This is a genomic window from Bacteroidia bacterium (assembly GCA_027493955.1).
In the GTDB taxonomy this organism is placed as follows: domain Bacteria; phylum Bacteroidota; class Ignavibacteria; order SZUA-365; family SZUA-365; genus JAOSJT01.
Genome location: JAOSJT010000001.1, coordinates 3,455,939 through 3,481,001, shown reverse-complemented (window position 1 = coordinate 3,481,001; position 25,063 = coordinate 3,455,939). Strand labels below are relative to the sequence as shown.

Below are 25,063 nucleotides of genomic sequence, written 5' to 3'. Positions count from 1 at the left end.
CGCCGAAACGCGGCCATTGCGTTGAAGGACTGCATGCTCACCGAAGAAGAATTGCCTGCACGCTCCGCATACCGGCTTCGGTTGCCACCGCAATGGTATACGATCCAGCCGAAGCACCCTGCAGATCTATCGGTTCAAGATGCTCGCCCGGGAAACGCTCTCCCGCATCGCGCAGGAACACGCGACGCCCGGCGGCATCGAATACCATCACTGTCACCCGCGTTCTTTCGGCTACGGTGTAATGCAGCACGGGAGACGTCGCTGCCGAGGTCGAGGCGGGCCCGAAGGGATTCGGAGTCAGTTGCAAGGCCGTGATCGCGGCGGCGGGAGCGAGACGGGCGACGTCGAGAATATCGACAAGCGTGCGATACACTCCGTTGAGACGCGTCGCGGCATAATAGCGACCTCCGAGATCCTTGCCCGCTATCACCAGTGCTTCTTCCGGGACGGGTTTACTCGAAACGCTTTCGGTATCCATGCGCCAGGCATACATCGAGGTCCCCGTCAGGCAGACTACATGCCCCTCTCGCGTGAGCAGAATGTCCAGAATGGGCTCCTGCGATCCGGTCTTGATGATGCTCGTCCAGCTCGCACCTTTGTCGGTGGAACGAAACACTTCATACTCTCGGGCGGCGATGACGCTGCGCACCGGCTGCGATGCGCCCGGTGTCACCGCGATGTCCATCACCGGTTGACGCACACCCCCGGGCGTGATCTCGCTCCAGGATGTCCCGTCGTTGTCGCTGCGGAACAGACCCCGGTCGGTCGCGGCGTACACCGGACGTCCGGAGGCGAACACATCCTGACGCAACACCATGATGTTCACGTTGGATGCCGGCAGCTCGATGCGACCCGAGTATTGCCACGTCGCGCCCCAGTCGAGCGAGCGGTACACGCTGCCGATACCATCACCGAGCAGTATGCCGCCGTCGTTACGCGCGCTGATTGCCTGTATCTGGGCACCCGTATTCGGCAGAGCTTTCACGTCCCATTTGGCGGGACCATTGTCGCTGGTGATGAGATAGGAATTGTCCGTGAGCACCGCGATGCGATCGGTTGACGCCGCGGAGATATCCAGCACGGTGAACCCGTAGGGTAACCCGGTTTGCGCTACTTTCCAGGTCCCGCCGTTATTTTCCGACACATAGAGTCCGCCCGTCTCCGTACCGCCCACCAGGAGGGACGATTCGCCATTGGGTACCACCAGCGATGTCCATGTGGGCGGATACATGCCATCGGAAGAAGGCCACCAATTTGCCCCCGCGTCGATGCTTGTCTGAAGGGTTCCATCCGCCGCGATCAGAATGCCGAACGCCGTCGGCAGCAGCCCGAACAGGCGGCCGAACGTCGTACGCTTGCTCCAGGAACGGCCGCTGTTTGTTGAAACGGCGAGACCGCGCGTCGTCGCCGCATACCAGGCACCGTCGTTTCCCGCCACAATGCCGAAGGTGTTCACCGAATCGAGATCGACGACACGCTCCCAGTTCTGCCCGTCATCCGGCGACCACCAGGCCGTATTGCCAAGACCGACGATGATGGTGGACTGAGGCAGGGCGGACACCGAGTACACATCGCTGTTCGTCATCGTTCCGTCCAGACGCGTCCAGGTCGCTCCCTCATCGGTGGAACGGTAGAAGCCGGAGCGGTACGCACCCGCGAACCACGTGCCGTTTGCGGACACGGCAACGTTGTACCCGTAGGTAACCGCGGGATTGGGAATGATTTCCGTCCAGTTCTCACCCTCGTCCGACGATCGCATGATGCGTCCCGTCGAACCGATGAGGAGATCACCATTCGTGGCGAAGTCCATGGAAGCGGGTACGAATTGCAGGCGCTTGCTTTGCCAGGTCGCGCCGCGGTCGCTGGAAATGGCGAGTTTCTGAAATCCGATGACGTACAGCACGCCCGATGGCGAAGACGTCATATCGAACACTGCGGTGGTGGATAGCGCATCGGTGAGGAAATTCCAGGATGCGCCCTCATCCTCGCTGCGGTACACACCTCCGAAGGTTTGCAGCGCAATGATGCTGTTGCCCGAACGCGCTAGCGCGTCGATGCTGCCACCAGAAGGCGTTTCGAGCTGCTCCCACACCTGGGCGGTAGCGGTGGGGGAGATCAGGAGAGCGAAGAGTATGAGGAGAGGTAACGAACGGTGCATGGCGTTCTCGTTAAGTGACGCAATGAAAGATAAACACATGAGGTGAGAAAAGGTTACAGTCGCGTACAGTGTGCACGCCAGTAGAGACGTTGCATGCAAGGTCTCTACACGATGGGGGTGGTGGAGGTTAACACGTTGCTCGGCGGCTCGCTACTGCGGAGAAGCGCCCACGTCCGTGCTTTTCGGTATTCACAAGCGTATCGGATTTTTGCAACAGCGGCCAGGCACCATTGATTATTTCGTATTCGACGTGCTGGGTCGCCTCCGGGCTGACGGCACTGCCGGGTATTACCGCGAAGGCGAACAGGTCGCACATATCCAGCTTCCCGCGCTTCCCCCCGGAGCGTATGTATTGCGGCTGCGGGGAGAGTCTGCGATGGCGAAGCGGCAATTTCTTGTCCGTTGAAGCAACGCGCCGAATGCGGGAGCGCTGCGTTTCTGCCCGGGCCCCGGATCCGATCCCGCGCCTGTTTCGGCCCCATGGCATTACGCCGTCATACATTTTTCAACGCAAAAGCCCCGCACACGGCGGGGCTTTCGCAAACAATTCGGGTAGAGATCACTTCTCTCCGAGGAAAGGATAGCGCCAGTCTTTCGGCGGATCGAAGGTCTCTTTCATTGTGCGCACGGACATCCAGCGCAGCAGATTCATGGCGCTGCCGGCCTTGTCGTTGGTGCCCGATGCGCGTCCGCCGCCGAAGGGCTGCTGACCGACCACGGCGCCGGTGGGCTTGTCGTTGAGGTAGAAATTGCCCGCGGCATTTTTCAACTTGTCCGACATGTGCGTCAGCGCATAGCGATCGCGCGCCCACACCGCGCCGGTGAGAGCGTAAGGAGAGGTGCTGTCGCAGAGATCGAGCGTCTCTTCGTACTGCGCGTCCTCATACACATAGATCGTGAGCACCGGTCCGAAGATTTCCTCTTCCATGGACTTGAAGCGCGGGTTGGTGGTGACGATGGTGGTGGGTTCGATGAACCAGCCCTTTGCCGAATCGTAACCACCGCCGGTAATGATTTCGGCGTCGTCGGCCTGCTTCGCGTAGTCGATGTACGACGTGATGGTTTCGAAGGCGCCCTGGTCAATGACGGCGGACATGAAATTGGTGAAGTCCTCCGGGTCGCCCATGCGGACCTTCGCCACTTCGGCCACATATTTCTCGCGGAATTCCGGCCAGATGGATGCCGGAATGTACATGCGCGAAGCGGCGGAGCATTTCTGTCCCTGATACTCGAAGGCACCGCGCAGCGCGGCTACCACGAGCGCGTCCACGTCGGCGCTGTTGTGCGCGAAAATGAAATCTTTTCCGCCTGTTTCACCGACGATGCGGGGATAGGATTTGTACATGGCGATGTTCTCACCCACGGTTTTCCACATGTCCTGAAACACGGAGGTGGACCCGGTGAAATGGATACCGGCCAGCCAGGGACTTTTCATCACGGGATTACCCACCTTGCCGCCGGAGCCGGGAATGAAATTGACCACGCCTTTCGGCAATCCGGCTTCTTCGAGCAGTTTCATCAGCCAATACGCCGAGTACACGGCGCTTGACGCGGGCTTCCACAGGGCGACACCGCCGACCATGGCGGGCGCCGTGGGCAGATTTCCGGCGATGGAGGTGAAGTTGAACGGCGTCACCGCGAACACGAAGCCCTCGAGCGGACGGTATTCGACCCGATTCCACGTGCCCGCCGGCGAATACGGCTGGTCCAGCATGAGCTGTGTCATGTAATACACGTTGAAACGCCAGAAATCAATCAATTCGCAAGCGGAATCAATTTCGGCCTGGAAAGCGGTTTTGGACTGACCCAGCATGGTGGCGGCATTGATGGTATTTCTCCACGGACCGGCCAGCAGGTCGGCCGCCTTGAGGAAAATGGCTGCGCGCTGTTCCCAGGGCATGGCGGCCCACATACGCTGCGCGTCTATAGCGGCTTCAACAGCCATATTCACTTCTTTTTCCGAGGCGCGGTGGTACACACCCAGGACATGTGCGTGATCGTGCGGAATGCGCATCTCCGCGGTGTCGCCTGTACGGATTTCCTCGCCGCCGATAATGAGAGGGACGTCGATAGTCATGGCTTTCATCTCGGCCATGCGCGCCTTCAGCGCGGCTTTCTCGGGACTCCCGGGGGCATACGACTTGATCGGTTCGTTAATCGGGGCAGGCACCTTGAAATATGCGTTGCTCATGAAATAACTCCTGCGTTGCGTGTATCTGACTGGTGAACTGTCTCGCCTGTTCAGCGTCTCTGTTTCGTGTCGTGCGGCTGGAAATCGCAATTCCGCACGTCTTTCAAAGTACCAAAGTGCGTGGAGAAGAAAAAATTGATGTCTTATACTCGGAATTCCCTGGCACACATCCATCCCTGAAAACTCGATTATCGATTGATCGGCACGCATCGCGTAGGCAACGAAACGCTCGAAAACGAGACGGTCGCTCCGAGATGCATCTGCGGTGCGTCTGCTCTCTCCCGTCGTCGTCTGCTGATGCCGTCTGCTGATCCCGGTGCTATGGCCTTGCTCCGCCCTGACCTCCTCCGTAGATTACTTGGACATACCGTCCGAATATTTTGGACACGAACGCTTGCTCAGAACGAATCGTGTGTGCAAATGAAACGTCTTGTCTCCACAGCCATTGCTCTTCTCCTGCTGCTTTCGCTACCCGCCACAGCGCAAACCGTCGGTACCTGGGAGCGCATTTCCGTTAGAACCCTCTTTCCTCTCTGGGACGTGACCTTTGTCGACAGTCTGCACGGCTACATCGTCGGTGACTTCGGTGCTATTCTCAAAAGCACCGATGGGGGATTTACCTGGAAGCAGAAGCTCACCGCGGATCAATATGCCCTGCGCAACGTGCATTTTTTCAATGACAGCACCGGCATAGCGGCGGGTTTTCGCGGAAGCGTGGTGCGCACCACCGACCGCGGTGAATCCTGGCATGCCCTTCCCGTTCAGCTCGATCTCAATTTCCCCGGCATGAGCGTCGTGGGCTCCACTGTCTGGCTGTGCGGCGAGGAAGGAATAGTGCTGAAATCCACGGACATGGGCGACACCTGGAAAACCATCAAGACCGGTACCGACTTTATGCTCGGTAGCATCAGCTTCGCCGACGAGCGACACGGATGGATGGCCACAATGCAGCGCAAACTCTGGCGCAGCGTTGACGGAGGAGAAAGCTGGCAGGAGCAGAAGCTCGATACCTTTCTCCCTGTCACCACGCTGGCGGCTCGATCGGCGCAGGAATGTTGGCTCGCAGGTTTTCAGGGTCTTATCATGCACACGACCGATGCGGGAAAAACCTGGCAGCAGCATACGTCATATCAGAGCGACTATTCCATGATACAGTTCGACAGCACAGGTACGGGCTGGGCCGTCGGCCGGCGCGGCGCCATCGTACGCGGACGCGACGCCAACCTTGTCTGGAAACTGCATGACGTGCCCGATACAAAGAGCGTCAACGCCATCACCTTCCTTCCCAACGGCGCGGCTGTCGCGGTGGGTGACCAGGGAGCGATTTTCCGACTACGATCCATCGGCGCGGGTGAACTCCCTCCCTCGCCGGATGCAAAGGACAACAACGAGGAGGAAGCGCCATGAACATTCTTGTGCTCGGAGGCGGACTCGTCGGTTCCGCCATCGCCCGTGATCTCGCGAAGGACAAAGACTTCTCCATAACCGTCGCCGATCGCTCCACGGCTTCGCTGGACCGCTGTCGCCGGCATGGCCTCGCCGTCACGCAAGCGGATCTCGCCGACGAAGGCGTTTTGGATACGCTGCTCGCCGGTGCGGATCTCGTCATCGGCGCCGTCCCCGGCTTCATGGGTTTCAACACGCTGAAACGCGCAATACTGGCGGGAAAAAATGTCGTTGACATCGCCTTCTTCCCTGAGGACCCGTTTGAACTGGACGCTCTCGCCAGGGAACACCACGTAACCGCCGTGGTGGATTGTGGACTCGCGCCCGGGCTCGGCAATATCCTCTACGGTCGGCTCAACGAAGAGCTGGATTCGATCGACACATTTCTCTGTCTTGTCGGCGGTTTGCCCGTGGTGCGGCGTAAGCCCTACGAGTACGCGGCGGTGTTTTCGCCGATAGACGTGATAGAAGAATACACACGTCCGGCACGCTTCATCGAACGCGGCGCGCTTGTCGTGCGTCCCGCCCTGAGCGAAGTGGAAGAAGTGGATCTGCCGGGCGTCGGTACGCTGGAGGCCTTCAATTCCGACGGACTGCGCACTCTGGCGGTTACCATGAACGCGCCGAATATGAAAGAGAAAACCCTGCGCTATCCGGGACATGTGGCGCTGATGCGTGCGATGCGTGACACGGGATTTTTCTCCAAAGAGGTGGTGGAAGTGAACGGCGTCAGTGTCGTACCGCTGGATGTGACAGCCAGGCTGCTCTTCCCTGCCTGGGAGCTTCGCGAGGGCGAGCGCGATCTGTCCGTGATGCGCGTCGAAATCTTCGGAGAGAAGGGAGGAAAGACGGAGCGCCATGTGTTTGATCTTCTCGATCATTATGATACGGAAACGCACACCACCTCCATGGCCCGCACCACCGGCTACACCTGCGCCGTAGCCGCGCGTCTCGTCGCCAACGGGACGTATCGGCGCATCGGCATCTCACCGCCGGAGTATCTGGGTGCCGAAAAGACGGTGTACGACGCCCTTCTGCAGGGGTTGACCGACCGCGGTATACAGTTCAGTCATTCGGTGCATCCCTCTTAGTTCGCTTCCTGCTCCGGCTTCGGCGGAGAACGATCGGATTTGCAGCGATAGCCCAAAAAAAGAAAATGGCATCAAAACCGTGAGCATGGCCGTCGCGTGCGAAGTTTCGGCGGCGCATTCTCAATGCATCAACGTATTTCGCCATGCAGGTTCTGATTGTCCCTCTGTAGACAGTCATTCTGTCTTTTCTGTTGTTTCCGCGATCTCTATAGTTTCTGTCTTTTCTGTTTCTGTGCTTTCTGTCTTTTCTGTTTCTGTGCTTTCTGTCTTTTCTATGGTGCCTGTGGTTTGTTTTTTCTCCACACGTTTTGTACATTGTAAATCTCCAATAGAAGCGCCCATAGCTTAATTGGATAGAGCACCTGACTACGGATCAGGAGGTTTGGGGTTCGAGTCCCTGTGGGCGCGCAGCAGGCAAATCCCTTGTTCAAGGGATTTGCTGTTTTTGCCCCCGATGAACACACACTGACACACACTCACCATTCCTTTTCGGAGCGCGTCATGCAAGCCATTTCAGAGACCAACTTTGATCTTCCTTTGTTCAGGCGCGGCAAGGTCCGCGATGTATATGACCTCGGCGATGCGTTGTTGATCGTTGCCACGGACCGGCTTTCAGCTTTTGACGTGGTCCTCCCCGATCCTATTCCGGCGAAAGGGGTGGTGTTGAACACTATTTCCCGCTTCTGGTTCGAGAAAACCGGGCATATCGTGCGCAATCATCTCATCACCATGAATACCGACGAATATCCCGCCGCTTGTGCGCCCTATGCGGAGCAGCTTCGCGGACGCAGCATGCTGGTGCGTAAGACTCGTCCGCTTGCCATTGAATGCGTGGTTCGCGGCTATCTCACCGGGTCAGGACTCAAGGAATACCGCAAGACCGGCAGCGTGTGCGGCATTGCGTTGCCCGACGGACTCGTGGACGGATCGCGTTTGCCGGAGCCGCTGTTCACTCCGTCCACCAAGGCAGAGGTGGGGCACGACGAAAACATCGACTTCGAGCAGGCGGCCGCCATCGTCGGTCGCGAAGCGGCAGAAAAGGCGCGCGACCTGAGCATAGCGCTGTACAGTTCAGCGCGTGAATATGCGCTCGGACACGATATCATCATCGCGGATACCAAGTTCGAATTCGGCTTCGACGGCGAAGAGTTGATTCTCATCGACGAGGCGCTGACGCCCGATTCATCCCGTTTCTGGCCCATGGACGGCTACGAACCCGGTAAATCCCAGCCGAGTTTCGACAAGCAGTACGTGAGGGATTACCTCGAATCCGTGAATTGGGACAAAACGCCGCCAGCACCATCTTTGCCTGCGGATGTCATCGCAAAAACGTCGGAGAAGTACATCGAGGCGTATCGTCTCATCACCGGCGAGGAATTGACACTCCTGTGACAGCCCACGCACGTCGACGCAAAGAACAGCCGGATTATCCCGTTTATCCACGGCGGGAGGAATCCGTTCGTCCCAAACTTCCTTTCAATGATGCGAAGCATCCGCCGACGAGACCCGAGATAGACATTCTGCTCGGTGTGCTCCCGGCTATCGAACTCAAGCGCTTCGAGCATCAACTTGAGCTGATCGAGCCTGGCATCAACTGGGGGATGCAGTGGTATGCTACGGACGAGGGGTGGGGCTATCGCGGCTCGTTCAAGGCACGGGTGGTGTGCGTACTGCACTTCTACAAGGGGTATTTCACCGTCACTCTCAGCATTCCCGACGCACAGTTGGAAGAATATCGCTCGTTGAAAACATTGACCCCCATGCTGCTGAAAGCCTTCGAGAACAGCAAACCCTCCGTCAAAACAACATGGGTCACTTTTCACCTGCACAAGTCCGAGGATGTACTGGCGCTTGTGCCGCTGATGGAAATGAAAATCGCCGATCTTCGGAAAAAAACTTCGGACCGATAGGTCACTCCCGTGTGCGGTCGTCCCGAATGGGATTGTGCCGGGACGCTTTTCGTCCGAATTTCCCTTGTATTGACCACTGCGGCGCCGGATAAGGCGCCGCATCCTTTCACACCATGAATCAGGGAGCGTATCATGGCTACGATGGATCAACGCTATTTTGAGCATGTGTTGATGAAGCCCCGTGCAGGTGAGCAAGCCCTCATCACCGTACGGCTCACACATTCCATTCCTTTTTCCGCGCGCGAAAAGCTGCTAGAGTACCGACTGCGGCGCGATGCGGACAGCATCCACAATCCTGACGCGCAACGCCTCGCAGAGTTGTTCGCATACTGGGACCTCACTCTGGACCATTCTCCGGGCCCCCGATGGCTGGAACACCCCGATGTCGCCGCATCCGCGAAACGGACGCTGCGCGACATGGACGGTGTGCTGTGCTCCGTGCGATCGTGGGTTCTGCTGCCCACGCATATTCATGTGCTCGCACAACGCCTGCACAACGACGCACCCGCACCCGCTATGCTGCATGTGGCCGATGCGCTGAAAATGCCGGTGGCATACCGGATTCGTCAATCCTTGCGGGTGTACTCACCAATATGGGAAGGAGACACTCATATCCATACTCTCGAAGAAGGAAGCGATATCGAACGTACACTCCGCTACCTGCGCCAGGAACCGGTGCGGGCGGGTCTTGTTGCGACGCCCGATGCGTGGGAGTGGAGAGGCGAGAAAGGCGATTGACCGCCCATCGAGTTCAATGGCGGCCGTTTCCGATGGGCGTGCCGTTTCCGATGGGCATGCTGTTTCGAGCGCGTCGTTTCGGAGGAGAGAGGACGCATCCTGCAATCACGGTGCTGGTGGCATAGAACGCACCGTCCGGCGTTTTGCCGGACGGATCGTGCGTGACGGACCGCACAGCGGCGAATATCTGTCTCACGAATCAGGATCGCAGACGCTTCAGCCTGTAGTCGCATTCAGGAACCGTACCGGGCGAAGCTTGCAGCACGGAGTTGCTTTGCGCATAATTCGGGCGGCATAGGATTGATGTAAATACCACTGCCCATCTCGAACCCGGCGGGTGTGGAGATCCGGGGGACGATAACGAAATACCAGTGCAGATAACGGACGTCCTCATCACCAATAGGGGAGGTGCGGAGAAGCAGATTGTACGAGGGATTGTCGAGCACGGTGTGCAGGGCGCCAAGAGCATTGAGAAGAATCCGGGCGATCCCTCCAATTTCCGCGGAATGGACCCAGGTATACGAAGCGTTATGTCTCCGCGGATAGATCCGAATTTCGTACGGTGTGCGGGAAGCGTACGGACAGAAGGCCACCGTATGCTCGTTTTCAGATATGATGCGGTCGTTCTGCGATAGTTCTTCATCGAGAATGTCGCAATACACGCAACTCCCCCAGGTATCGTAATGCTGCATCGCCTTTTGTATGGGATCGCGGATGTGCGGAGGAATGATGGGCGAGGCGATCAGCTGCGAATGTGGATGCGGGAGTGAGGTTCCGGCAGCAGTGCCATGATTGCGGAACAGCATCACAAGAGCGATATCGGGCAGCTTGCTGATTTCCGTCATTCTGCGAAGGTACAGACCCAGCAGTGCCTCCATCCTTGGAAGATCGAAGTCCGCGGGAGAGCAGTTGTGCAGTGGTGATTCGATAATGACTTCCGCATGACCGTGACTACCCGCACGCAGAAAGCGTCCGACTCCGGCACGTGTCAGCTCGCTGTCCATGGAGAGCGCGGAAAACTTGTTCCGAATGCATCGCATGCTCCATGCACCGTCCTCCTCCATGCGCCAGAGCTCGGTATCTGTTCTTTCCTCATTTCCGGGACAGAACGGACAGTCGGCGCTCCAGGGCGTTTCCGGTAGCGATGGAGCAATGGTTGAATTGCCCGCAGCCGGGAGAGACACCGGTCGCTGAGCACGTTCGGGCGCAATGATGACCCATTCCCTGGTCGCGTAGTTCTGGCGGAATTCCGACATGACGACAGCTCCGTGGGCAGATGGAAGAATTTCAGGATTCAGGTGCAAATTATTCCATATTTTGAAGGAATACCAACAGACGAAATGGAAACATGGATACAAACCTGGGCAGCATACTTCAGCACATACTCGACAGGCAGCGGGACTGGGAAAAGGGATGGCCGGACTACAGCGTTGATGCTACGCTGACGCTGCGACACGATGATATGCTCGACGCGGTGGATGCTTTGCAGGACCGCCTGCGAGACAACTATCCGTTTTTCCATCCCATGTATGCGGGACAGATGCTCAAGCCGCCACATCCCGCCGCGGTGCTCGGGTACGTGGCTGCCATGCTCATCAATCCCAACAATCATGCGCTCGATGGTGGTCCGGCCACCGGTCAGATCGAGAAAGAGCTTATCGGAGAACTGGCAGCGATGTTCGGGTACGACAGGCATCTGGGTCACCTGACCAGCAGCGGGACGATTGCCAATCTCGAGGCACTATGGGTGTGCCGACAGTTGCAGCCGGGAAAGGCCGTGGCGTATTCGGATCAAAGTCACTACACACACAGCCGCATGTGCGAAGTACTTGGGATACGCGGCATAGCGGTGCCTTCCGATGCGTATGGACGCATGGATACGTTCGCGCTTGATCGGCTCTGTCTGTCCGAGGACATCGGCGCGGTGGTTGCCACAATCGGCACGACGGGTCTTGGTGCACTGGATCCACTGCCCGCCCTCGTGCGCTTACGAGACCGGCACGGCTTCCGTATTCATGCGGACGCGGCCTACGGCGGATTCTTTCGCCTCATCGGCGATGAAGCGGAGAATGGTGTGCATCCCCAGGTGTACGCAAGTCTGGCGGAATGCGACAGCATCGTTGTGGACCCGCACAAACACGGCTTGCAGCCGTACGGCTGCGGTTGTGTGCTTTTCCGCGATCCTGACGTGGGACGCTTTTATGTGCATGATTCTCCGTACACGTATTTCACGTCAAAGGAACTTCATCTCGGAGAAATCAGTCTGGAATGTTCGCGCGCCGGCGCTGCCGCCGCCGCGCTGTGGACTACGCTGCGCTTGCTGCCTCTGGAAGCGCAAAGCGGCCTGGGCGCGGTTTTGCGTCGTTGCAGGAGCGCGGCCCTGCAATGGGCCGATATGCTGCGTGTGTCCGACTCCCTGTGCCTCTTGATGGAGCCCGAGCTGGACATCGTGGTGTACTTCCCGAACACGGCGCCGTTCAGTGCCAGCGCCATCAGTGCGGCATCCGCGCAACTGTTCGACAGGAGCATGCGCGACGCACAGGAAGCAGTGTACCTCAGTACATTTCGCGTGAAAAGTGATTTGATCCAGTCACGCTATCCGCAGCTTATCGCCGACACTGAATGGACCACCGTACTGCGGAGTGTGCTGATGAAACCGGAGCAAGCGGACTGGGTGGGCAGAATTCACCGGAAAGTCGAGGAATGCACCGCGGAAATATTGGCGGAGATGTGGAACGTCTGAACGCAGGATGTGAAGACGCATTGCAATGCTTGCTTCGAGACTCCACTGCGAACACCCCCGATATGCGATAGGAGTGGGAATATTGATGCTTTGTGCATGAATGTGCATTCCATGATGCGTGCTGCGTATTCATTTTCCGGAGAGCTTATTTCACCACGGTGATTCGCTGTGTGCGTGTTTCGTTGGTAGTGCGGAGCACCGCGACGAAAATACCGGATACAGGTGGTGTCCACCGCAGAAAATGCGGTCCGGCACCTCGCAGTTCGGCGGCGACCGGCGCGACGGGACGTCCGAGAATGTCGAGGATTTCGAGATTGCCGGAACCGCCGTCCGGCAGCCCGGCTCTCAGACTGACATCGCCGCGCGTCGTGTACGACACGTCCAGGGAGAGCGCCGACTCCGGAGTGGGTACGACGCCCGTGCTATTGCGCGTCCAGGTAAGCGCATGCACGGAATGTGGCGGGAGGGCGAGTTCATACGCTTCGGAGAAATCCGTGATACGGCTGGAGTCGATCACGACAGTTGTCGAATCCTCGTTAGTGTCATGTATTGAATTCGGACGGATGCCATACAACATGGCCGTGGCTGACGGAGCGTGTTGAAGGTCGAGTTGCACACGATGCGTCTGGTCGAGGCTGAGATTGAAAAGTATGAGCCCGTGTCGGCTGCCATCGGAAAACGCGAAGCTCTGGAGTGCATCTACGGTTATTTCGCTTGCGATGCCGTTGATGGGCGATTGACGCCACGCGGGTTGCGGCGTGCTGTGCCGGGTTTTCAGCAAGCTCCCTGTGATGGCTTTGTTCGCCAATTCGACACCAAGCCAGGTGGGACGTTTGCGACCCGTGGCCTCCACGTCACGCAGCATCCCCCAGAGACGCGCCATGTCGCCATTCGCCAGTCGAAAGCTGTAGCCGAGGGATGAAAATGCGCATTGGGTCTTCACTCCCAATTCGCGCATATACAAAAGCATGTGCAGCGGGAGAGCGAGAGCGCCTGATGCACCAGCCAGAAAATCATTGCGGATGGCAATGGGGCTTGATCCATGCGTGGTGTGAAAGTTGATTTCGTATATGGACATTTCGCGTTGACCGAGATACCCACGGCTTTCGCGCATGGGCCCCGCATTCGCTTGCCAGAACGGTGAGGCGAACAGCGGTTGAAAAATTTCACTGTCGTTGTTCCAGGTATCGAGCACACCGAAATACGGGGCGAGCGCCACAGCGTCGTGCGCTGTACCGAATTGCTCTATCTCACGCTGCCGTCCGGCGAAACCCGCTTGTCCGCCGATGACGAGTCTCAGCTTCGATGCATCGAAAAACGGAGCTGCGCGCATGATGGTAAAGCGATCGCCGGCGATGGACGCCAGTCGCTCGCCGCCATTGACCGAAGAGCCCATGAACGGATCGTCTCCCGCACCGGAACCCCACATCTCGTTTCCATACTCGAGCTGCACTCTTCCGAATGCCTCTGTCCACGGCGCGTTGCGCCCCTGCTCCGCGCGCTGCATCGCAAACGGATACGCCGACGTGGCCGGTGCGGCGAGGTATTCGACGAGGCCCCGGAGTTCATCGGCACTGAATGTCGGCGGGATGACGTACCATGGATCGGCCTCGATTTCGGCACAGAGCTCCAGGAATTCATGCAGGGAATAACAAAAATCGCCGGGACGCCGATCACGCGGCGAGTACCCATTGGATCGCCTTGCGAAGGGTTCGGCGAGCTGCGATGCGAGACTCGCGCCGAGCTGCCCGGCCCAATAGCGCAGTACACCGGGACGCAACTCTTTCAGGCGGTTGACGAAGTTGTCCGTAAATACGGTCGGATTGCTCTGCGCGGCGGAGTACAGCTCCACATCGTCAACGAGAACGTCCGCCCCGGTGTTTTCCGCCTCGAGAATAAAGGCGAGGATGGGGTGGTACTCCGACGAAGAATACGGCCGCACCTGGTCCGCTCCCGCAGGCACCGTGAAGCGGCGCTCTATCATCTGCCAGTCCGTACCCAGCGCCACCGTTTCATCGAGAAACGTGTACTCCCCTTCACGGAAAAAGCGGATGCGCAGTCTCTCGCCCCCGCGGAGGCCTCTCGCCCAGAGCCGACAGACGTACTCCCCGTTGATCACCAGCAGTTTGCCTGCGGAAGGATCGCCGTCGCGCCAGAGACTGTCCATATAGTATCGGAACGAATACCCACCGTTACTCAGCCGCAGAGCTTGCTTGCCCGGACTTCCGGGCCGTACCGAAGTGGCATCAACAATGCTGCCGTTGCCGTTGAATCCTGCTATGTCGCGCTGTATGCGCATGACGCTCATGCGCTGCGGGGCAGTGCCGTCGGTGTCGAAATCGAATACCAGTGAACCGCCTTCATGGCGAAACGACGCAACGCGTCCGCTGCGGCCCTTCGCCGACCCCCAGAAAAACTCATATTCGGCGTTGTTCCAGAATCCCACCGGCCAGCCGATGCCGTATTGCTCGTTATTCCATGCGGGATCCCAGAAGGCCATCCGCATCGATCGTCCTGTCGCGCCATTGTCCGCCAGGACGAGAGAAGCGAATTCACCCGCTTCGAAACCGGGATTGTCAATGAGGTTTTTCAGAATCTGATCGGCACCCCACCATGAGCGTCCGCCGGCGTTTATACCGAGACGAGGCACGTCAGAAAGTAGAACGCTGTCGAGCACGCCGATCTGAACGGTTTGCGCCGTGGTCAGAATCGGAAAGAGCAGAAACAGTACGGCGAGGAGTGAACGCATAAACCTTCCTTGCATGTTACGGGTGGTGCACATCACCGGGGCGGACCGAAGCTCGCGCGGACGAACAGGGGCGGTGCTTGAACGCCATTCGATGCGGCAGTATGGAAACATAGGAAATCCACCGTATATTGTGCACGCGAAGCACATGCCCCGCCGCCTCACAATAGAAAGAATTCCGGATGGACAACTCCTCACTCTCAGATTCCGGCGCCTCCAATATTCTGGCCGCACAGCATCGGCGCATAGAGCAATTGTTTCTGGATGCTTCCGCCGATCCCGGGTCTGTGAACGTCCCCATCTACGACGAATTTCGAAAAACGCTTCTCCGCCATATCGCCATCGAAGAAAATATTGTACTGCCGCTGTTGCGAAAACATCTACGCGGTGGCTTTCCTATGGAGCTCCAACTTCGCATGGAGCACGATGCGCTGGCGGCGTTGTGCGTCCTGCCACCGACCATCGAGGTTTTGTTTTCCCTGCATGCCTTGCTCATTCGCCATGATCGACTCGAGGAGGCACATGGGACGCTGTACGATCTGTTCGACGACTGTGTACGACGTGAGACGGACAATATACCGGAACAGATCGCAACGTTTCGTGAAACCGCCACACCGCGCTATATCAATAACCCGCTCGCAATAGAATATGCCCGACGAGCGATTGCTCGCGCCGGCTATGATCAGAATGCTCTCATGGAAGAAGGGAAAGCGGCCCGTGACAGCGATAGTCACAGGAATCGCCTGTCTCCGGATTCCGGGCAAAGATAAAATTTCATCCTGAGATTATCGGCTCACGCGAGTCAACGATTTTTTTCGTTCATGCACAATGAATCACGGGGATGTCATAGCGGCCTTCATTACCGCCATCAACAAAGGCGATCTCTCCGCCATGGGGAAGCTGATGACGGAAGACCACCGTTTTATCGATTCCGCCGGAACGGAATTACGTGGCCCCGCCACCGTTTGCGCGGCATGGAGGGACTTTTTTTTCATCATGCCGGATTATCGCATCAGTATCGAACGGATGGTCACGGAAGCGGATGTGACGGCGCTGTTCGGTACAGCGGAAGGGACATTGAACCTCGCTGTGGCAAATAACACCACCCGCCGCATAGAGCTTCCCGCGGCGTGGAAGGTTTCGCTCAGGGACGGTCGCATCGCTGTCTGGCAGGTGTATACGGATTGGGGCACCGTGCTCCGGACGGCTTCCCCGGGCACGTAGTGTTGCACTTCTACACGAAGTTTTCACAAATGAGACGAGCTTCCCATGACTATTGAAAATGAACACATGGATGTGTTGCAGAACCTGGAAGCTGCAATCGTCATGCTGTATCGTCAGAACGCCGATCTGCTTGACTACGACGTTGACGAGGCCTTCGACGTGCTGATACACGAATATCGGCTGGAACAGGGCGGTCGTCCCCCGAAGCAGCACAAAATGTCGCCCAAAGCGGCGTTGGTGTACAACGTGTTGCGACCGGTGTGTGAATGGCGACTGGGTCGTTCTGCTGATACAATCGCTTTGGTTCTATCCATTGATACCCTTCTGCTCTGTCTCAAACGCCTGAAGCTCTCTCTGGAACGATGGAACGGTGAGGGCGGTCGCCAGGGCTATTTGCGCTTTATCAACCGGTTCGTACCGTAAGCTGTGGAGACCTCCGCGGGAGGGTGGCGACACTGCTGCAAGCACGTGCCACGGCGCAGGTAATGCGACGTTTACGAAAAGGAGTAGTTCCTCGATTTTGGTGTTGCAATTCAGTAAAATCCGGTATAATTTTCATCCTTAAATATGCCGGACGCCGGCAGGACGCAGTCGGAGCAGGCAGGAGTATTTCGCTCCGACAGGCACACGACGGTGAACGCCCGGCAAAGAAGAACCTCGCGGTAATGCGTACAGCGTCAGCGGCGTATCACCGAAAATATGTGCGATGTATCGTACAGCACTCTGGAGGAGAGGGCAATGACACACACAAACGCTGGAAATCAGCTGCTTCGCCTGTGCAGACACATTGACCGCATTTTCATCGGATTCCTGCTCCTGCTTCCTGCTCCGTCGGTTGGTCAGAACCTGGTGATCAATGAATTCATGTCGTCCAACAGCGGGTTTTTTCAGGATGAGGATGGTGAGGCTGTGGACTGGATAGAGTTGTACAATACGGCGGATGTTCCCCTGTCGCTCGCGGGGTACAGCCTTTCGGACAAACGGGGAACTCCGGATAAATGGCTGTTCCCCGATACCGCGATCAACGCCCACAGTTTTATCGTAGTGTTCGCTTCAGGGAAGGACAGAGCGGATCCCGGAAAACCATTGCACACCAATTTCAAAATTGATGCCGATGGCGAGCATCTCCTGCTCTCCTGCGGCGGCTGCGTTGTCTCCTCAGTGGGACCCGTACAGCTGAAGTCAAATACCAGTTTTGGAGCTGTGCCGGATGGCTGCGGGAGCTTCGTCGTATTGTTGAGTCCCACACCCGGCGCACCCAACGGCGGAGAGTGTCTGCATGATGTCGTGACTTTTTCCACTCCCGGAGGCAGGTACGAGCGCGTGTTCGAGTTAACGCTGAGCTGCCGCGAAGCGTCGTCACGAATTCACTACACCACCGATGGAAGTACGCCGACGAGTGAATCACCGAAGTATTCTCAGACGCTGATGCTTGACAGTACCTTGTGGTCGAAAGAGGATATTGCGTCCATTCGTCTGTCACCGCCGGATTTTCACATCCCGTATCTGACCCGCCAGAAGCAAGCACTGGTGCTTCGCGCCGCGGCGTTCGACAGTGCGGGACGGCGTGTCAGCGACGTCGCGACACATTCCTACTTCATACGCGAGCTCGGCGTTGATCATGAAAAGTTGCCCGTCGTATCCATTTGCTCGGATCCGGACGGACTGTTCGACGACAGCACAGGCATCATGGTACCCGGTGTGTACTGGAAGGAGAGCGACCCGCACTGGACCGGAAATTATTTTCAACGCGGGGACGAGTGGGAGCGCGGCGCGCACATCGAGCTGTACGAGGCAGACGGAGCGAATGGTTTCAGGCACAATGTCGGTCTGCGCATCCATGGAGGATTCACCCGGCGCTTCATGCAGAAGAGCATGGCTGTGTATGCACGGAACGATTACGGTGGCAACAGCATGGTGTATCCACTGTTCCATGAGAAGCCCACCACCGTGTTTCGTCGTCTCGTTCTGAGAACATTGACTTCCACGCTGTTCAGCAGCGGGATCGAGGACATTATGGGCGGAAAGCTGGCCTCAATGGTTGATGTTGATTGGCCCGCAAGTCGTCCCGCCGTACTCTATCTCAATGGTGCCTACTGGGGCATCTACTTTATTCAGGAGAAAATGGATGAACACTTCGTGGAGGGAGCTACCGGAGTATCGGCGGACAGCATTGACATCATCGTGGATTGGACGGGTTGGCCCGACCATGGTTCAGGAGAAAATTTCCAGTCGTTGTATTCCTTCATCGAGCATGCGGATCTCACGAAGGATTCCGTCATGGACGTCGTATCCTCCTGGATCGATGTAGACAATTTCATTGATTATCAGTTGCTGGAGATCGTGATAGCAAATACGGATTGGCCGGTAACGAACATGAAGATGTGGCGCGAGAGAAAGGACGGTGCGCGTTGGCGCTGGATGTATTTCGATGGTGATGCCGCCATGACCATGGCGGACTTCGATGCGTTCGAGAACGCGCTGTGCACCAAAGACCAGCCCTGGCCCACGAACGCGCGCTCGACACTGTTCCTCAGAAAACTGTTGACCAACGACGATTTCAATGCACGGTTTTTCCGTCGTCTCGAGCATGTACTGAATAATGAATTTGCATTTGAGACAATGTCTCCCCTGTTTCGCGATATCACGCTGCAGATCAATTCTGAAATCCCGCGACAGATTCAGCGTTTCCCCATGCTGCAGGACTATTGCACCTGGCTGCACTGCCTCGGAAGTGTATTCGATTTTCTGCGTTATCGGCACTGTTCGGTGGGCAGGCATGCGACGGAGCATTTCGGCATCCGTATGCAATTGCCTGATTGTCCGGAAGGAACGTCCGATGCGGCTATGCAGGCATCCGTGACAGGCCCAGCCATTGCGGTATACCCGAATCCCGGCAACGGAATGGTTACCCTGGAGCTGAAGGATGCTCCTCCGCAGCGTGTGCTCCTCGAGGTGTCTGACATGCTCGGAAGGAAGGTTCACAGCGCCGAATCCCTGCTTTCCGATGGGGACGGCAAGCTGACGATAGATCTTGGCGGGCTTCCGTCGGGGCCCTATCTGCTGCGCTTCATTGGCCGACAGCGGCAACAAACCTTCCGCATTTTCATCAGTCGGCAGTAGGAATCAGCACCGAACAGCTCATCAGGTTACACGCGGCGACTCTGTCGTAGCGCTCTCCTTCATCAATCCGCTGACAGCGATAGCGCGAATGCCGCGGCGTATCGTGATCAGGGGAAACTCCCCTTGCGAGATGGCCCAGCGTTGCAGCAACTGATACAGGCCACCGAACACGAAATTACTGGCTACACGCGGGTCAATTTCCGGACGGAACTCTCCGCGGCGTATGCCCTCGCGCACGACGTCCTCACCGAGCTTGAGAAAATCCTCGTAATACCGTATGAATTCCGCACTGCCCTTGCGGACCAGATGATGCTGCTCGTTGACGAAGACCAGCGCAAGGTCGGGATTCTTCGAGAACAGCATGACGACGCGGTCAATGATTTCCTCGACCTTTTCCCGCGGGGTGGTGTCGTGACGCGAAATGACGATAGCGAGTTGGTCGCGAATGCGTTGCCAGATTTCATTGAACAGATGATGGAGAATACTCTCCTTATTGCGAAAATACAGATAGACACTCCCCGTCGCGACGCCGGCCTCCTGAGCGATGCGTGTGATTTTCGCCCCGTGGAAGCCGTCGCGGGCAAACACCTTGACCGCCGCGTCTGTGATATCCTGTGATTTATTCCCGCTGCGTCGACGCATGTGCTACCGCGAATATTCCTGAACCGTGATTCAAAGGTACATGCGGTGGAGTTTCGGGACAAGGAGACGAGACGCAATCTGTCTGCGACAAAGCGGGATTATCCCTCGAAGAGCCAGTTCCGTCGCAAATACGCGAGTTCAAATCCGGCCTTGCGCATGTTGCGGAATGACGGCGACGGATGGTCGGGTCCGTCAACACCGGTTTCCGTAACAACCGTCTGCACGCCGGCTCCCGCGCAGTCCAGCAATCGTCGGCGGATCAGCGCGGGTTGCAAACCCGACCCGCGGAAGCGCGGGCGTGTGCCCGCCATGGCCAGCGCCGCCGTCGTCCCGGTCCTGTACAGTGCGGCACAGGCAGCCGCCTCCCCGTCGACCAGCGCAAGGTAATGCGACCAGCCATTCTTGCCGATGGTGCAGGACAGGAGGCCGGAGAGTTCCGGTGTCCAGTCGAAGGCCTCGATGAGAATTTCCGCATACACCGGGCCATCCGCGGGTGTGGCATGACGGATATCGGCACAGACTGCAAACTCCGGAATATCCGCAACACCGCGTCGCAGTTTCGCCCAGTCGTTATACGGACGAAAACCCTGCGCATAGAGCATCTCCGATATCCCGTCGCGATCCGCTTCAGGAGGCAGTTGCAGAAAAAAACGTCCGACACCTGCGGAAGCGTAGGTTTGGATTATCTCCTGCAAATCCTTTTGATGCGGCACCTCATTCAGGCCGAAACTCAGCACACGGTTATAGGCAAGGATATCAATGGAAGGGGCGATGAGCAAGGTGGCTCCGGCGATTTCGGATGTTTTCAACGCGAGTTCCGGCGGAGCTGCAGCGTACACGGCAGACCAGCCCTCCGCCTCCACTCTTTCAGCCTCCCGCGTATCCGGGAATTCGTGTCGAAGATTTCTGTGTATGGTCATGGTCGAAAGTATTCCGAAGATTGTGGAAGAAGTTTCACATCGCGTCGTGTCCCGTGGTATCGAAGGATGCGTTATCCGGACTTCCGCAGTGCGCAGGCGCCGGGTATCGCAGCTGAATGGGACGCGACCCGGTCAGAGATAATAGAGGTACTTCAGTTTCAGTACGGCGGCCTGGTCACGGACACGCATAACCGCCCGCTCTGCGGGTGTTGAGCCTCCCGGGTGATGGATATCGCGCAGATCGTTGATGGCGAAATACACCCAGCTTTTTGGCAGGAAATTCCAGCTGAAGAGCAGACCAGTGATCCACTGCTCGATGCGATCGGACGATGATCTGTAGGTATTGTCCACGTACAGGCGTATGCTGAGATCGTTTACCGGTACAATGGTGAAGCCGGGACGAGAATTGACAATGACGTCCACAATCTCATTATCGGGATTACCCTCGCAATGGGTATTCAGGTCCACTTCAAAAGAGATTCCCGTGGTGGGTTTGCATGAGAAGGACATCCCCGCCCAGGTGTAAAAGCCGAGCCAGTCCCTCGCGAAGTTCCAACCCCGGCTGTAGCCGCCCCAAACATTGGCGCTCCAGCGGGGATGGATATTGAACCAGGTGGAAAAATTCGCTTCGTAGGAAGTGTACTCTTGTCCTCCGTCCTTCGCGCGGCCGTAGCTGAGGTTGATCTCTCCGCCATGATTTGCACGAAAGGAGAGGTTTCCCCCCAATAGCGCGATAAGGTCGGTAAACAGATCGGCATCCTCATACCCTAACGCGCCGCCCCCGTAGAGAGAGATATAGCGTATCGGATTATCCTTCAAATACCAGGTGGGCCCCGTCAGGGCGACGAGCTCCGCGGTGCCGCGCCACGGTACATAGCCGACATCCGCTACGTCGAATCGCGTATCGACGGCACGCCCACGAACGAGCACAAGCCAGTGCTCCGTGGGCATCGTGAAGCCGGCGGAGGCCGCATACCCGCCTTCGGCAGCGCTGTTGAAGGAGCGGGCAAGTTGCCAGGCGAGCTGCCAGGAGGATTCCCGGAGAGCGCCGTCCACGTCCAGGACGCCGGAGTGTCGCTGTTCGGACCAGCGGCCGACGAGGAGCATACCGACATCGGAGTTTTCCAATAGCCGGTGCTTCATCCGCCCCGCCGCGAACGAGGCCGCCTCCTCGGTACGGCTGTCACCATCCATCGTGTATTGTGTCTCTCCCGTCCTTGCCGTAAAGCCGCCGTATTCCCAATCCCCGACGCGGCCGAAGGCCTTCGCTCCGGCCAATAACGGGACCTCGCCGCCATCGGCGAGCTTGCGCCCGATGCGGCGGGAATAGAAAAGCTCAAGTGGTTTGTAGAAACCGGAGTTATGCTGTTTGCCAGCAGCCATGAAAATTTCATTTCCTTCGGTGAAAAAGGGGCGGCGTTCGGAGAAGTATGTCTCGTAACGGGAAATGTTGAAAGAGAAGGGATCAGCTTCGATCTGCGCGAAATCGGGATTTACCGTCGCCTGAAGTGTGAGGACCGGGGAGGGATTGTAAAACATATCCAGACCGGCATCCGGTCTGTGCGTGTACGTGCCCTCGCGAAGGTATTCCAGTCTTCCGATAGCGACGGGATAGAATTCCAACGATAATCCCTGGATCGAGGGACGCACACCGTTGAATTGCAGACGACCGAATTTTGAGATTCGCTGCCCTTCGCTTTCGTTGTACGGACACCAGTAAATATCCTCAGCAAGGCCTGGAATCCATCGATCGAAATCCAGTCCCCAGCTCTCAAGGGCCGGATCGTACTGTATGGATCGAAACGGTATCTCCATTTCCACCACATAGCCCCAATCATACACCAGGGCGTCGGCAAACCAGACGCCGTCCCAATTGTAATCCCGATTGCGCGCATCGTCCAGGAGTCTGGCATCGGTACGCACACCACCGGCGGACACGGCAAATTTGTAGGCGCTTTTGCCGTCACCAAACGTGTCGATCATCAGAGAGACGAAATCCCCGCCGCCATCGTCGAGTATGCCATTGTGAGCTTCGATGTCGGCGGCATCGTCCATGCAGATCATGAGGCAATACAGGGAATTCCCGTTGGTCAGTACTTTGGCGATGGTTTTCCGCGAGGGCGACTGATTGTGAGAAGGACTGTGCTGCACGAAGGCGGAGGTGGAGTCGGCTTCCGACCACGCATCGTCAATCACACCGTCGATACGGAGAAGCGCCGATGCATTTCGCAGCTGCAGCACACGCGGAGTGGTTGCGATCTGCGCAAGCAGCTCTGCGGCCGGAACGGAGATCGCAATGCCAAACATGAGAACGAAGGTGAATACGGCATTCATGGAGGCACCTGCATTACCCGGGGATTTCATGACGGAGAGCAACGGTTCACGACACGGGAACACAAGGTGTACGCAAAGGGCGTTCTTGTGTTGCGGCCTGTCTCGCGAATGCGAACAAGGACACGATCTATACGCTTTTTTCAGCTATTTGATTGCGCCGGTATTCTGCGTATATTATAAGTCTGCTTACATTTTGTGCCACATTGTATCACATCTGATCCGATGCCAAAGAAGAGTTACATGAAATCCGGCCGTAGCTGCAAGGTGACGTTTTACCTGCCGGCCGAGGTTGAGGCGAAGTCCGCTGCTGTGTGCGGTGAATTCAATGACTGGAATCCGGCTGCCCTTCCCATGAAGACGCGCAAGGACGGCGTTTTGTATGCCTCGGCGTATCTCGAGAGCGGGCAAACGTACCGCTACCGTTTTTTGCTGGATGGCGCACGTTGGGAGAATGACTGGGAAGCGGAAAGCTACGTTCCAAACGACCATGGGACGGACGACTCGCTCATTACCGTCTGATTCCGCAATATGGTCTGAATGGCAACGGCGATCGTCACTGATCGCCGTTCGTTTTTACTCCACATGCCGACACCCCCGTACGGGGGCGCGGCTTCCTCTCTCGTTTCTGACCTGCGTTGATCGGAAACTCCCGGTCCGGTTGTTCGGGCTGACCTGTGAAAGCGACACCCGCTCTCCGTTCCGGTTACCAACAGGGTACGGAAAAATGCCCTACGGGTTGCGTCGCGAAGAAAATATTTCGGATGTGGCATATCCTGGATTGCAAAAAAAACGCCCCCGTTTCCGGGGGCGCGTTTCCTCTCGTTCTTCGTGACCTGCGTTGAAGCAGTTTACACGTGCAGGGTTTCCTGACCGGCTTCCCAGTTGCAGGGCGTGAGTTCACCGGTCTGCAGAGCGTCGAGCACACGCAGCGTTTCGGGGATGTTGCGGCCGACACTGAGGTCGTTGACGTTTACCCAGCGGATGATACCATCGGGATCGACGATGAAGGTAGCGCGGAGATCCACGCCGGCATTTTTTTCAAGAATGCCCAGTGACGACGAGAGCTCCCGCTTGATATCCGCCAGCATAGGGAAAGGCAGATCTTTAAGCTCGGGATGATCGTTGCGCCAGGCAAGGTGCACGTAATGGCTGTCCACACTGGCGCCGAGCACGACGGCGTCGCGCGAAGCAAAGTCGTCGTGGCGATGACCGAATTCGGCGATTTCGGTGGGACAGACGAAAGTAAAGTCCAAGGGCCAGAAGAAAATCACCTGCCATTTGCCGGCGTAGGTCTGATCCGTGATCTCGGTGAATTCCTTCCCGTGATCGCGGCTGACGCAGGCCTGAAGCGTAAAGGCGGGAAACTTGTCTCCTACAGTAAGCATTGTGCTCTCCTCTGAGTGTTCTATGGTGGTGGATGTGATGGATCCAAGGTACGGTGCATAGAGGACATACTATATCCACTATATCCAGCATAGTACAACGACGGACGATAAAAAAAAATTCCTGGGACGCAGGAGAAAAACATCGTCAGACGATCGGGTGGTCTGCGTCGCGAAGAGCAGCCTTGGCAAGCCTGTCACCAGTCCCTTCGGCGATAGTTGAGCGTCGCCATTCTCCGCTCAGGGTCCGGCACTCCGCTGATCACAGAACCTTTTCCGGTGCTTGCCATCGGCCAAGCTGAGGGACCGAGCCGAAACCACAGGAAAGTGCCCCGTGAGTTTCGAAATGCCGGCCCCTGAACGTGGCCGAGACTCCGGTGAGGACCCGGCCGAATTTGCCTCGTCGTGTGTGCAG

Annotated in this window: 21 protein-coding genes and 1 tRNA gene; 13 read left to right on the top strand and 9 right to left on the bottom strand. The window is 57.3% G+C overall.

Going from position 1 to position 25,063, the window contains the following annotated elements; translation table 11 throughout:
• Window positions 1–37: 37 nt before the first annotated feature.
• The gene (locus M5R41_13325; GenBank protein ID MCZ7557375.1) at window positions 38–2,158 is read right to left on the bottom strand and encodes a hypothetical protein; all 2,121 of its coding nucleotides are present in this window, start codon (window positions 2,156–2,158) and stop codon (window positions 38–40) included.
• A 175-nt stretch (window positions 2,159–2,333) separates the two neighbouring features.
• On the opposite strand from M5R41_13325, the gene M5R41_13320 reads away from it, so the two are divergent.
• Window positions 2,334–2,564, top strand: a complete 231-nt coding sequence (locus M5R41_13320) for a T9SS type A sorting domain-containing protein (protein MCZ7557374.1) — start codon at window positions 2,334–2,336, stop codon at window positions 2,562–2,564.
• Between the two features lie 153 nt (window positions 2,565–2,717).
• Here the strand turns inward: M5R41_13320 and pruA are convergent, their stop codons facing one another.
• Window positions 2,718–4,349: an L-glutamate gamma-semialdehyde dehydrogenase gene (gene pruA, locus M5R41_13315; GenBank protein MCZ7557373.1), complete on the bottom strand. Its 1,632-nt coding sequence runs from the start codon at window positions 4,347–4,349 to the stop codon at window positions 2,718–2,720.
• A 420-nt stretch (window positions 4,350–4,769) separates the two neighbouring features.
• Between pruA and M5R41_13310 the strand changes: the two genes are divergently transcribed.
• Both M5R41_13310 and M5R41_13305 read left to right on the top strand, forming a co-directional pair.
• On the top strand, window positions 4,770–5,756 hold the full coding sequence (locus tag M5R41_13310) for a YCF48-related protein (GenBank protein MCZ7557372.1): 987 nt from the start codon (window positions 4,770–4,772) through the stop codon (window positions 5,754–5,756).
• Entirely contained in the window at window positions 5,753–6,886 is a 1,134-nt protein-coding gene (locus tag M5R41_13305; protein ID MCZ7557371.1) for a saccharopine dehydrogenase NADP-binding domain-containing protein, read from the top strand. The genes M5R41_13310 and M5R41_13305 overlap by 4 nt, the downstream gene beginning before the upstream one ends.
• A 174-nt stretch (window positions 6,887–7,060) precedes the next feature.
• On the opposite strand, the gene M5R41_13300 is transcribed toward M5R41_13305, so the two are convergent.
• Window positions 7,061–7,228, bottom strand: a complete 168-nt coding sequence (locus M5R41_13300; GenBank protein ID MCZ7557370.1) for a hypothetical protein — start codon at window positions 7,226–7,228, stop codon at window positions 7,061–7,063.
• Between M5R41_13300 and M5R41_13295 the strand changes: the two genes are divergently transcribed.
• From M5R41_13295 to M5R41_13280, 4 genes are all read left to right on the top strand, one after another.
• A tRNA-Arg gene (locus M5R41_13295) sits at window positions 7,221–7,294 on the top strand. The genes M5R41_13300 and M5R41_13295 overlap by 8 nt on opposite strands.
• Window positions 7,295–7,387: 93 nt before the next feature.
• Window positions 7,388–8,278, top strand: a complete 891-nt coding sequence (locus tag M5R41_13290) for a phosphoribosylaminoimidazolesuccinocarboxamide synthase (protein ID MCZ7557369.1) — start codon at window positions 7,388–7,390, stop codon at window positions 8,276–8,278.
• Window positions 8,275–8,796 carry a DUF3788 domain-containing protein gene (locus M5R41_13285; protein ID MCZ7557368.1) on the top strand — a complete coding sequence of 174 codons (522 nt, stop codon included), beginning with the start codon at window positions 8,275–8,277 and terminating at the stop codon, window positions 8,794–8,796. Before M5R41_13290 ends, M5R41_13285 begins: the two co-directional genes overlap by 4 nt.
• Window positions 8,797–8,928: 132 nt before the next feature.
• On the top strand, window positions 8,929–9,534 hold the full coding sequence (locus M5R41_13280) for a hypothetical protein (GenBank protein MCZ7557367.1): 606 nt from the start codon (window positions 8,929–8,931) through the stop codon (window positions 9,532–9,534).
• 233 nt (window positions 9,535–9,767) lie between these two features.
• Here M5R41_13280 and M5R41_13275 read toward each other — a convergent pair whose 3' ends face one another.
• Window positions 9,768–10,790 (bottom strand): DUF4921 family protein, encoded by a 1,023-nt coding sequence (locus tag M5R41_13275; GenBank protein ID MCZ7557366.1) that lies wholly within the window; start codon window positions 10,788–10,790, stop codon window positions 9,768–9,770.
• Between the two features lie 92 nt (window positions 10,791–10,882).
• Here M5R41_13275 and M5R41_13270 point away from each other — a divergent pair, with 92 nt between their 5' ends.
• The gene (locus tag M5R41_13270) at window positions 10,883–12,277 is read left to right on the top strand and encodes an aminotransferase class I/II-fold pyridoxal phosphate-dependent enzyme (protein MCZ7557365.1); all 1,395 of its coding nucleotides are present in this window, start codon (window positions 10,883–10,885) and stop codon (window positions 12,275–12,277) included.
• A gap of 145 nt (window positions 12,278–12,422) precedes the next feature.
• Here M5R41_13270 and M5R41_13265 read toward each other — a convergent pair whose 3' ends face one another.
• Window positions 12,423–15,026 (bottom strand): hypothetical protein, encoded by a 2,604-nt coding sequence (locus M5R41_13265; GenBank protein ID MCZ7557364.1) that lies wholly within the window; start codon window positions 15,024–15,026, stop codon window positions 12,423–12,425.
• Window positions 15,027–15,205: 179 nt separating this feature from the next.
• Here M5R41_13265 and M5R41_13260 point away from each other — a divergent pair, with 179 nt between their 5' ends.
• From M5R41_13260 to M5R41_13245, 4 genes are all read left to right on the top strand, one after another.
• Window positions 15,206–15,793, top strand: a complete 588-nt coding sequence (locus tag M5R41_13260; protein ID MCZ7557363.1) for a hemerythrin domain-containing protein — start codon at window positions 15,206–15,208, stop codon at window positions 15,791–15,793.
• Between the two features lie 58 nt (window positions 15,794–15,851).
• Complete coding sequence (locus M5R41_13255; protein ID MCZ7557362.1) at window positions 15,852–16,247, top strand: nuclear transport factor 2 family protein; 396 nt, start codon at window positions 15,852–15,854, stop codon at window positions 16,245–16,247.
• Window positions 16,248–16,292: 45 nt separating this feature from the next.
• The gene (locus M5R41_13250; GenBank protein MCZ7557361.1) at window positions 16,293–16,670 is read left to right on the top strand and encodes a hypothetical protein; all 378 of its coding nucleotides are present in this window, start codon (window positions 16,293–16,295) and stop codon (window positions 16,668–16,670) included.
• 315 nt (window positions 16,671–16,985) lie between these two features.
• Complete coding sequence (locus M5R41_13245; GenBank protein ID MCZ7557360.1) at window positions 16,986–19,370, top strand: CotH kinase family protein; 2,385 nt, start codon at window positions 16,986–16,988, stop codon at window positions 19,368–19,370.
• A 21-nt stretch (window positions 19,371–19,391) separates the two neighbouring features.
• Here the strand turns inward: M5R41_13245 and M5R41_13240 are convergent, their stop codons facing one another.
• The 3 genes from M5R41_13240 to M5R41_13230 all read right to left on the bottom strand — a co-directional run bounded on the left by M5R41_13240 (window position 19,392) and on the right by M5R41_13230 (window position 23,266).
• The gene (locus M5R41_13240) at window positions 19,392–20,012 is read right to left on the bottom strand and encodes a TetR/AcrR family transcriptional regulator (protein ID MCZ7557359.1); all 621 of its coding nucleotides are present in this window, start codon (window positions 20,010–20,012) and stop codon (window positions 19,392–19,394) included.
• Between the two features lie 98 nt (window positions 20,013–20,110).
• Window positions 20,111–20,932 (bottom strand): hypothetical protein, encoded by an 822-nt coding sequence (locus M5R41_13235; GenBank protein ID MCZ7557358.1) that lies wholly within the window; start codon window positions 20,930–20,932, stop codon window positions 20,111–20,113.
• Between the two features lie 132 nt (window positions 20,933–21,064).
• Entirely contained in the window at window positions 21,065–23,266 is a 2,202-nt protein-coding gene (locus tag M5R41_13230; protein MCZ7557357.1) for a carbohydrate binding family 9 domain-containing protein, read from the bottom strand.
• A 240-nt stretch (window positions 23,267–23,506) separates the two neighbouring features.
• Here M5R41_13230 and M5R41_13225 point away from each other — a divergent pair, with 240 nt between their 5' ends.
• Entirely contained in the window at window positions 23,507–23,785 is a 279-nt protein-coding gene (locus tag M5R41_13225) for an isoamylase early set domain-containing protein (protein ID MCZ7557356.1), read from the top strand.
• A gap of 329 nt (window positions 23,786–24,114) precedes the next feature.
• On the opposite strand, the gene M5R41_13220 is transcribed toward M5R41_13225, so the two are convergent.
• Complete coding sequence (locus M5R41_13220) at window positions 24,115–24,651, bottom strand: peroxiredoxin (GenBank protein MCZ7557355.1); 537 nt, start codon at window positions 24,649–24,651, stop codon at window positions 24,115–24,117.
• Window positions 24,652–25,063 lie beyond the last annotated feature (412 nt).

Excerpts from the sequence above, each read along its gene's own strand:
- pruA (MCZ7557373.1), bottom strand. The coding sequence starts at position 4,349 with ATGAGCAACGCATATTTCAAGGTGCCTGCCCCGATTAACGAACCGATC.
- M5R41_13225 (MCZ7557356.1), top strand. The coding sequence starts at position 23,507 with ATGAAATCCGGCCGTAGCTGCAAGGTGACGTTTTACCTGCCGGCCGAG.
- M5R41_13255 (MCZ7557362.1), top strand. The coding sequence starts at position 15,852 with ATGAATCACGGGGATGTCATAGCGGCCTTCATTACCGCCATCAACAAA.
- M5R41_13245 (MCZ7557360.1), top strand. The coding sequence starts at position 16,986 with ATGACACACACAAACGCTGGAAATCAGCTGCTTCGCCTGTGCAGACAC.
- M5R41_13305 (MCZ7557371.1), top strand. The coding sequence starts at position 5,753 with ATGAACATTCTTGTGCTCGGAGGCGGACTCGTCGGTTCCGCCATCGCC.
- M5R41_13230 (MCZ7557357.1), bottom strand. The coding sequence starts at position 23,266 with ATGAATGCCGTATTCACCTTCGTTCTCATGTTTGGCATTGCGATCTCC.
- M5R41_13250 (MCZ7557361.1), top strand. The coding sequence starts at position 16,293 with ATGACTATTGAAAATGAACACATGGATGTGTTGCAGAACCTGGAAGCT.
- M5R41_13275 (MCZ7557366.1), bottom strand. The coding sequence starts at position 10,790 with ATGTCGGAATTCCGCCAGAACTACGCGACCAGGGAATGGGTCATCATT.
- M5R41_13265 (MCZ7557364.1), bottom strand. The coding sequence starts at position 15,026 with ATGCGTTCACTCCTCGCCGTACTGTTTCTGCTCTTTCCGATTCTGACC.
- M5R41_13270 (MCZ7557365.1), top strand. The coding sequence starts at position 10,883 with ATGGATACAAACCTGGGCAGCATACTTCAGCACATACTCGACAGGCAG.
- M5R41_13280 (MCZ7557367.1), top strand. The coding sequence starts at position 8,929 with ATGGCTACGATGGATCAACGCTATTTTGAGCATGTGTTGATGAAGCCC.
- M5R41_13235 (MCZ7557358.1), bottom strand. The coding sequence starts at position 20,932 with ATGACCATACACAGAAATCTTCGACACGAATTCCCGGATACGCGGGAG.
- M5R41_13240 (MCZ7557359.1), bottom strand. The coding sequence starts at position 20,012 with ATGCGTCGACGCAGCGGGAATAAATCACAGGATATCACAGACGCGGCG.
- M5R41_13260 (MCZ7557363.1), top strand. The coding sequence starts at position 15,206 with ATGGACAACTCCTCACTCTCAGATTCCGGCGCCTCCAATATTCTGGCC.
- M5R41_13290 (MCZ7557369.1), top strand. The coding sequence starts at position 7,388 with ATGCAAGCCATTTCAGAGACCAACTTTGATCTTCCTTTGTTCAGGCGC.
- M5R41_13300 (MCZ7557370.1), bottom strand. The coding sequence starts at position 7,228 with ATGGGCGCTTCTATTGGAGATTTACAATGTACAAAACGTGTGGAGAAA.
- M5R41_13325 (MCZ7557375.1), bottom strand. The coding sequence starts at position 2,158 with ATGCACCGTTCGTTACCTCTCCTCATACTCTTCGCTCTCCTGATCTCC.
- M5R41_13310 (MCZ7557372.1), top strand. The coding sequence starts at position 4,770 with ATGAAACGTCTTGTCTCCACAGCCATTGCTCTTCTCCTGCTGCTTTCG.
- M5R41_13220 (MCZ7557355.1), bottom strand. The coding sequence starts at position 24,651 with ATGCTTACTGTAGGAGACAAGTTTCCCGCCTTTACGCTTCAGGCCTGC.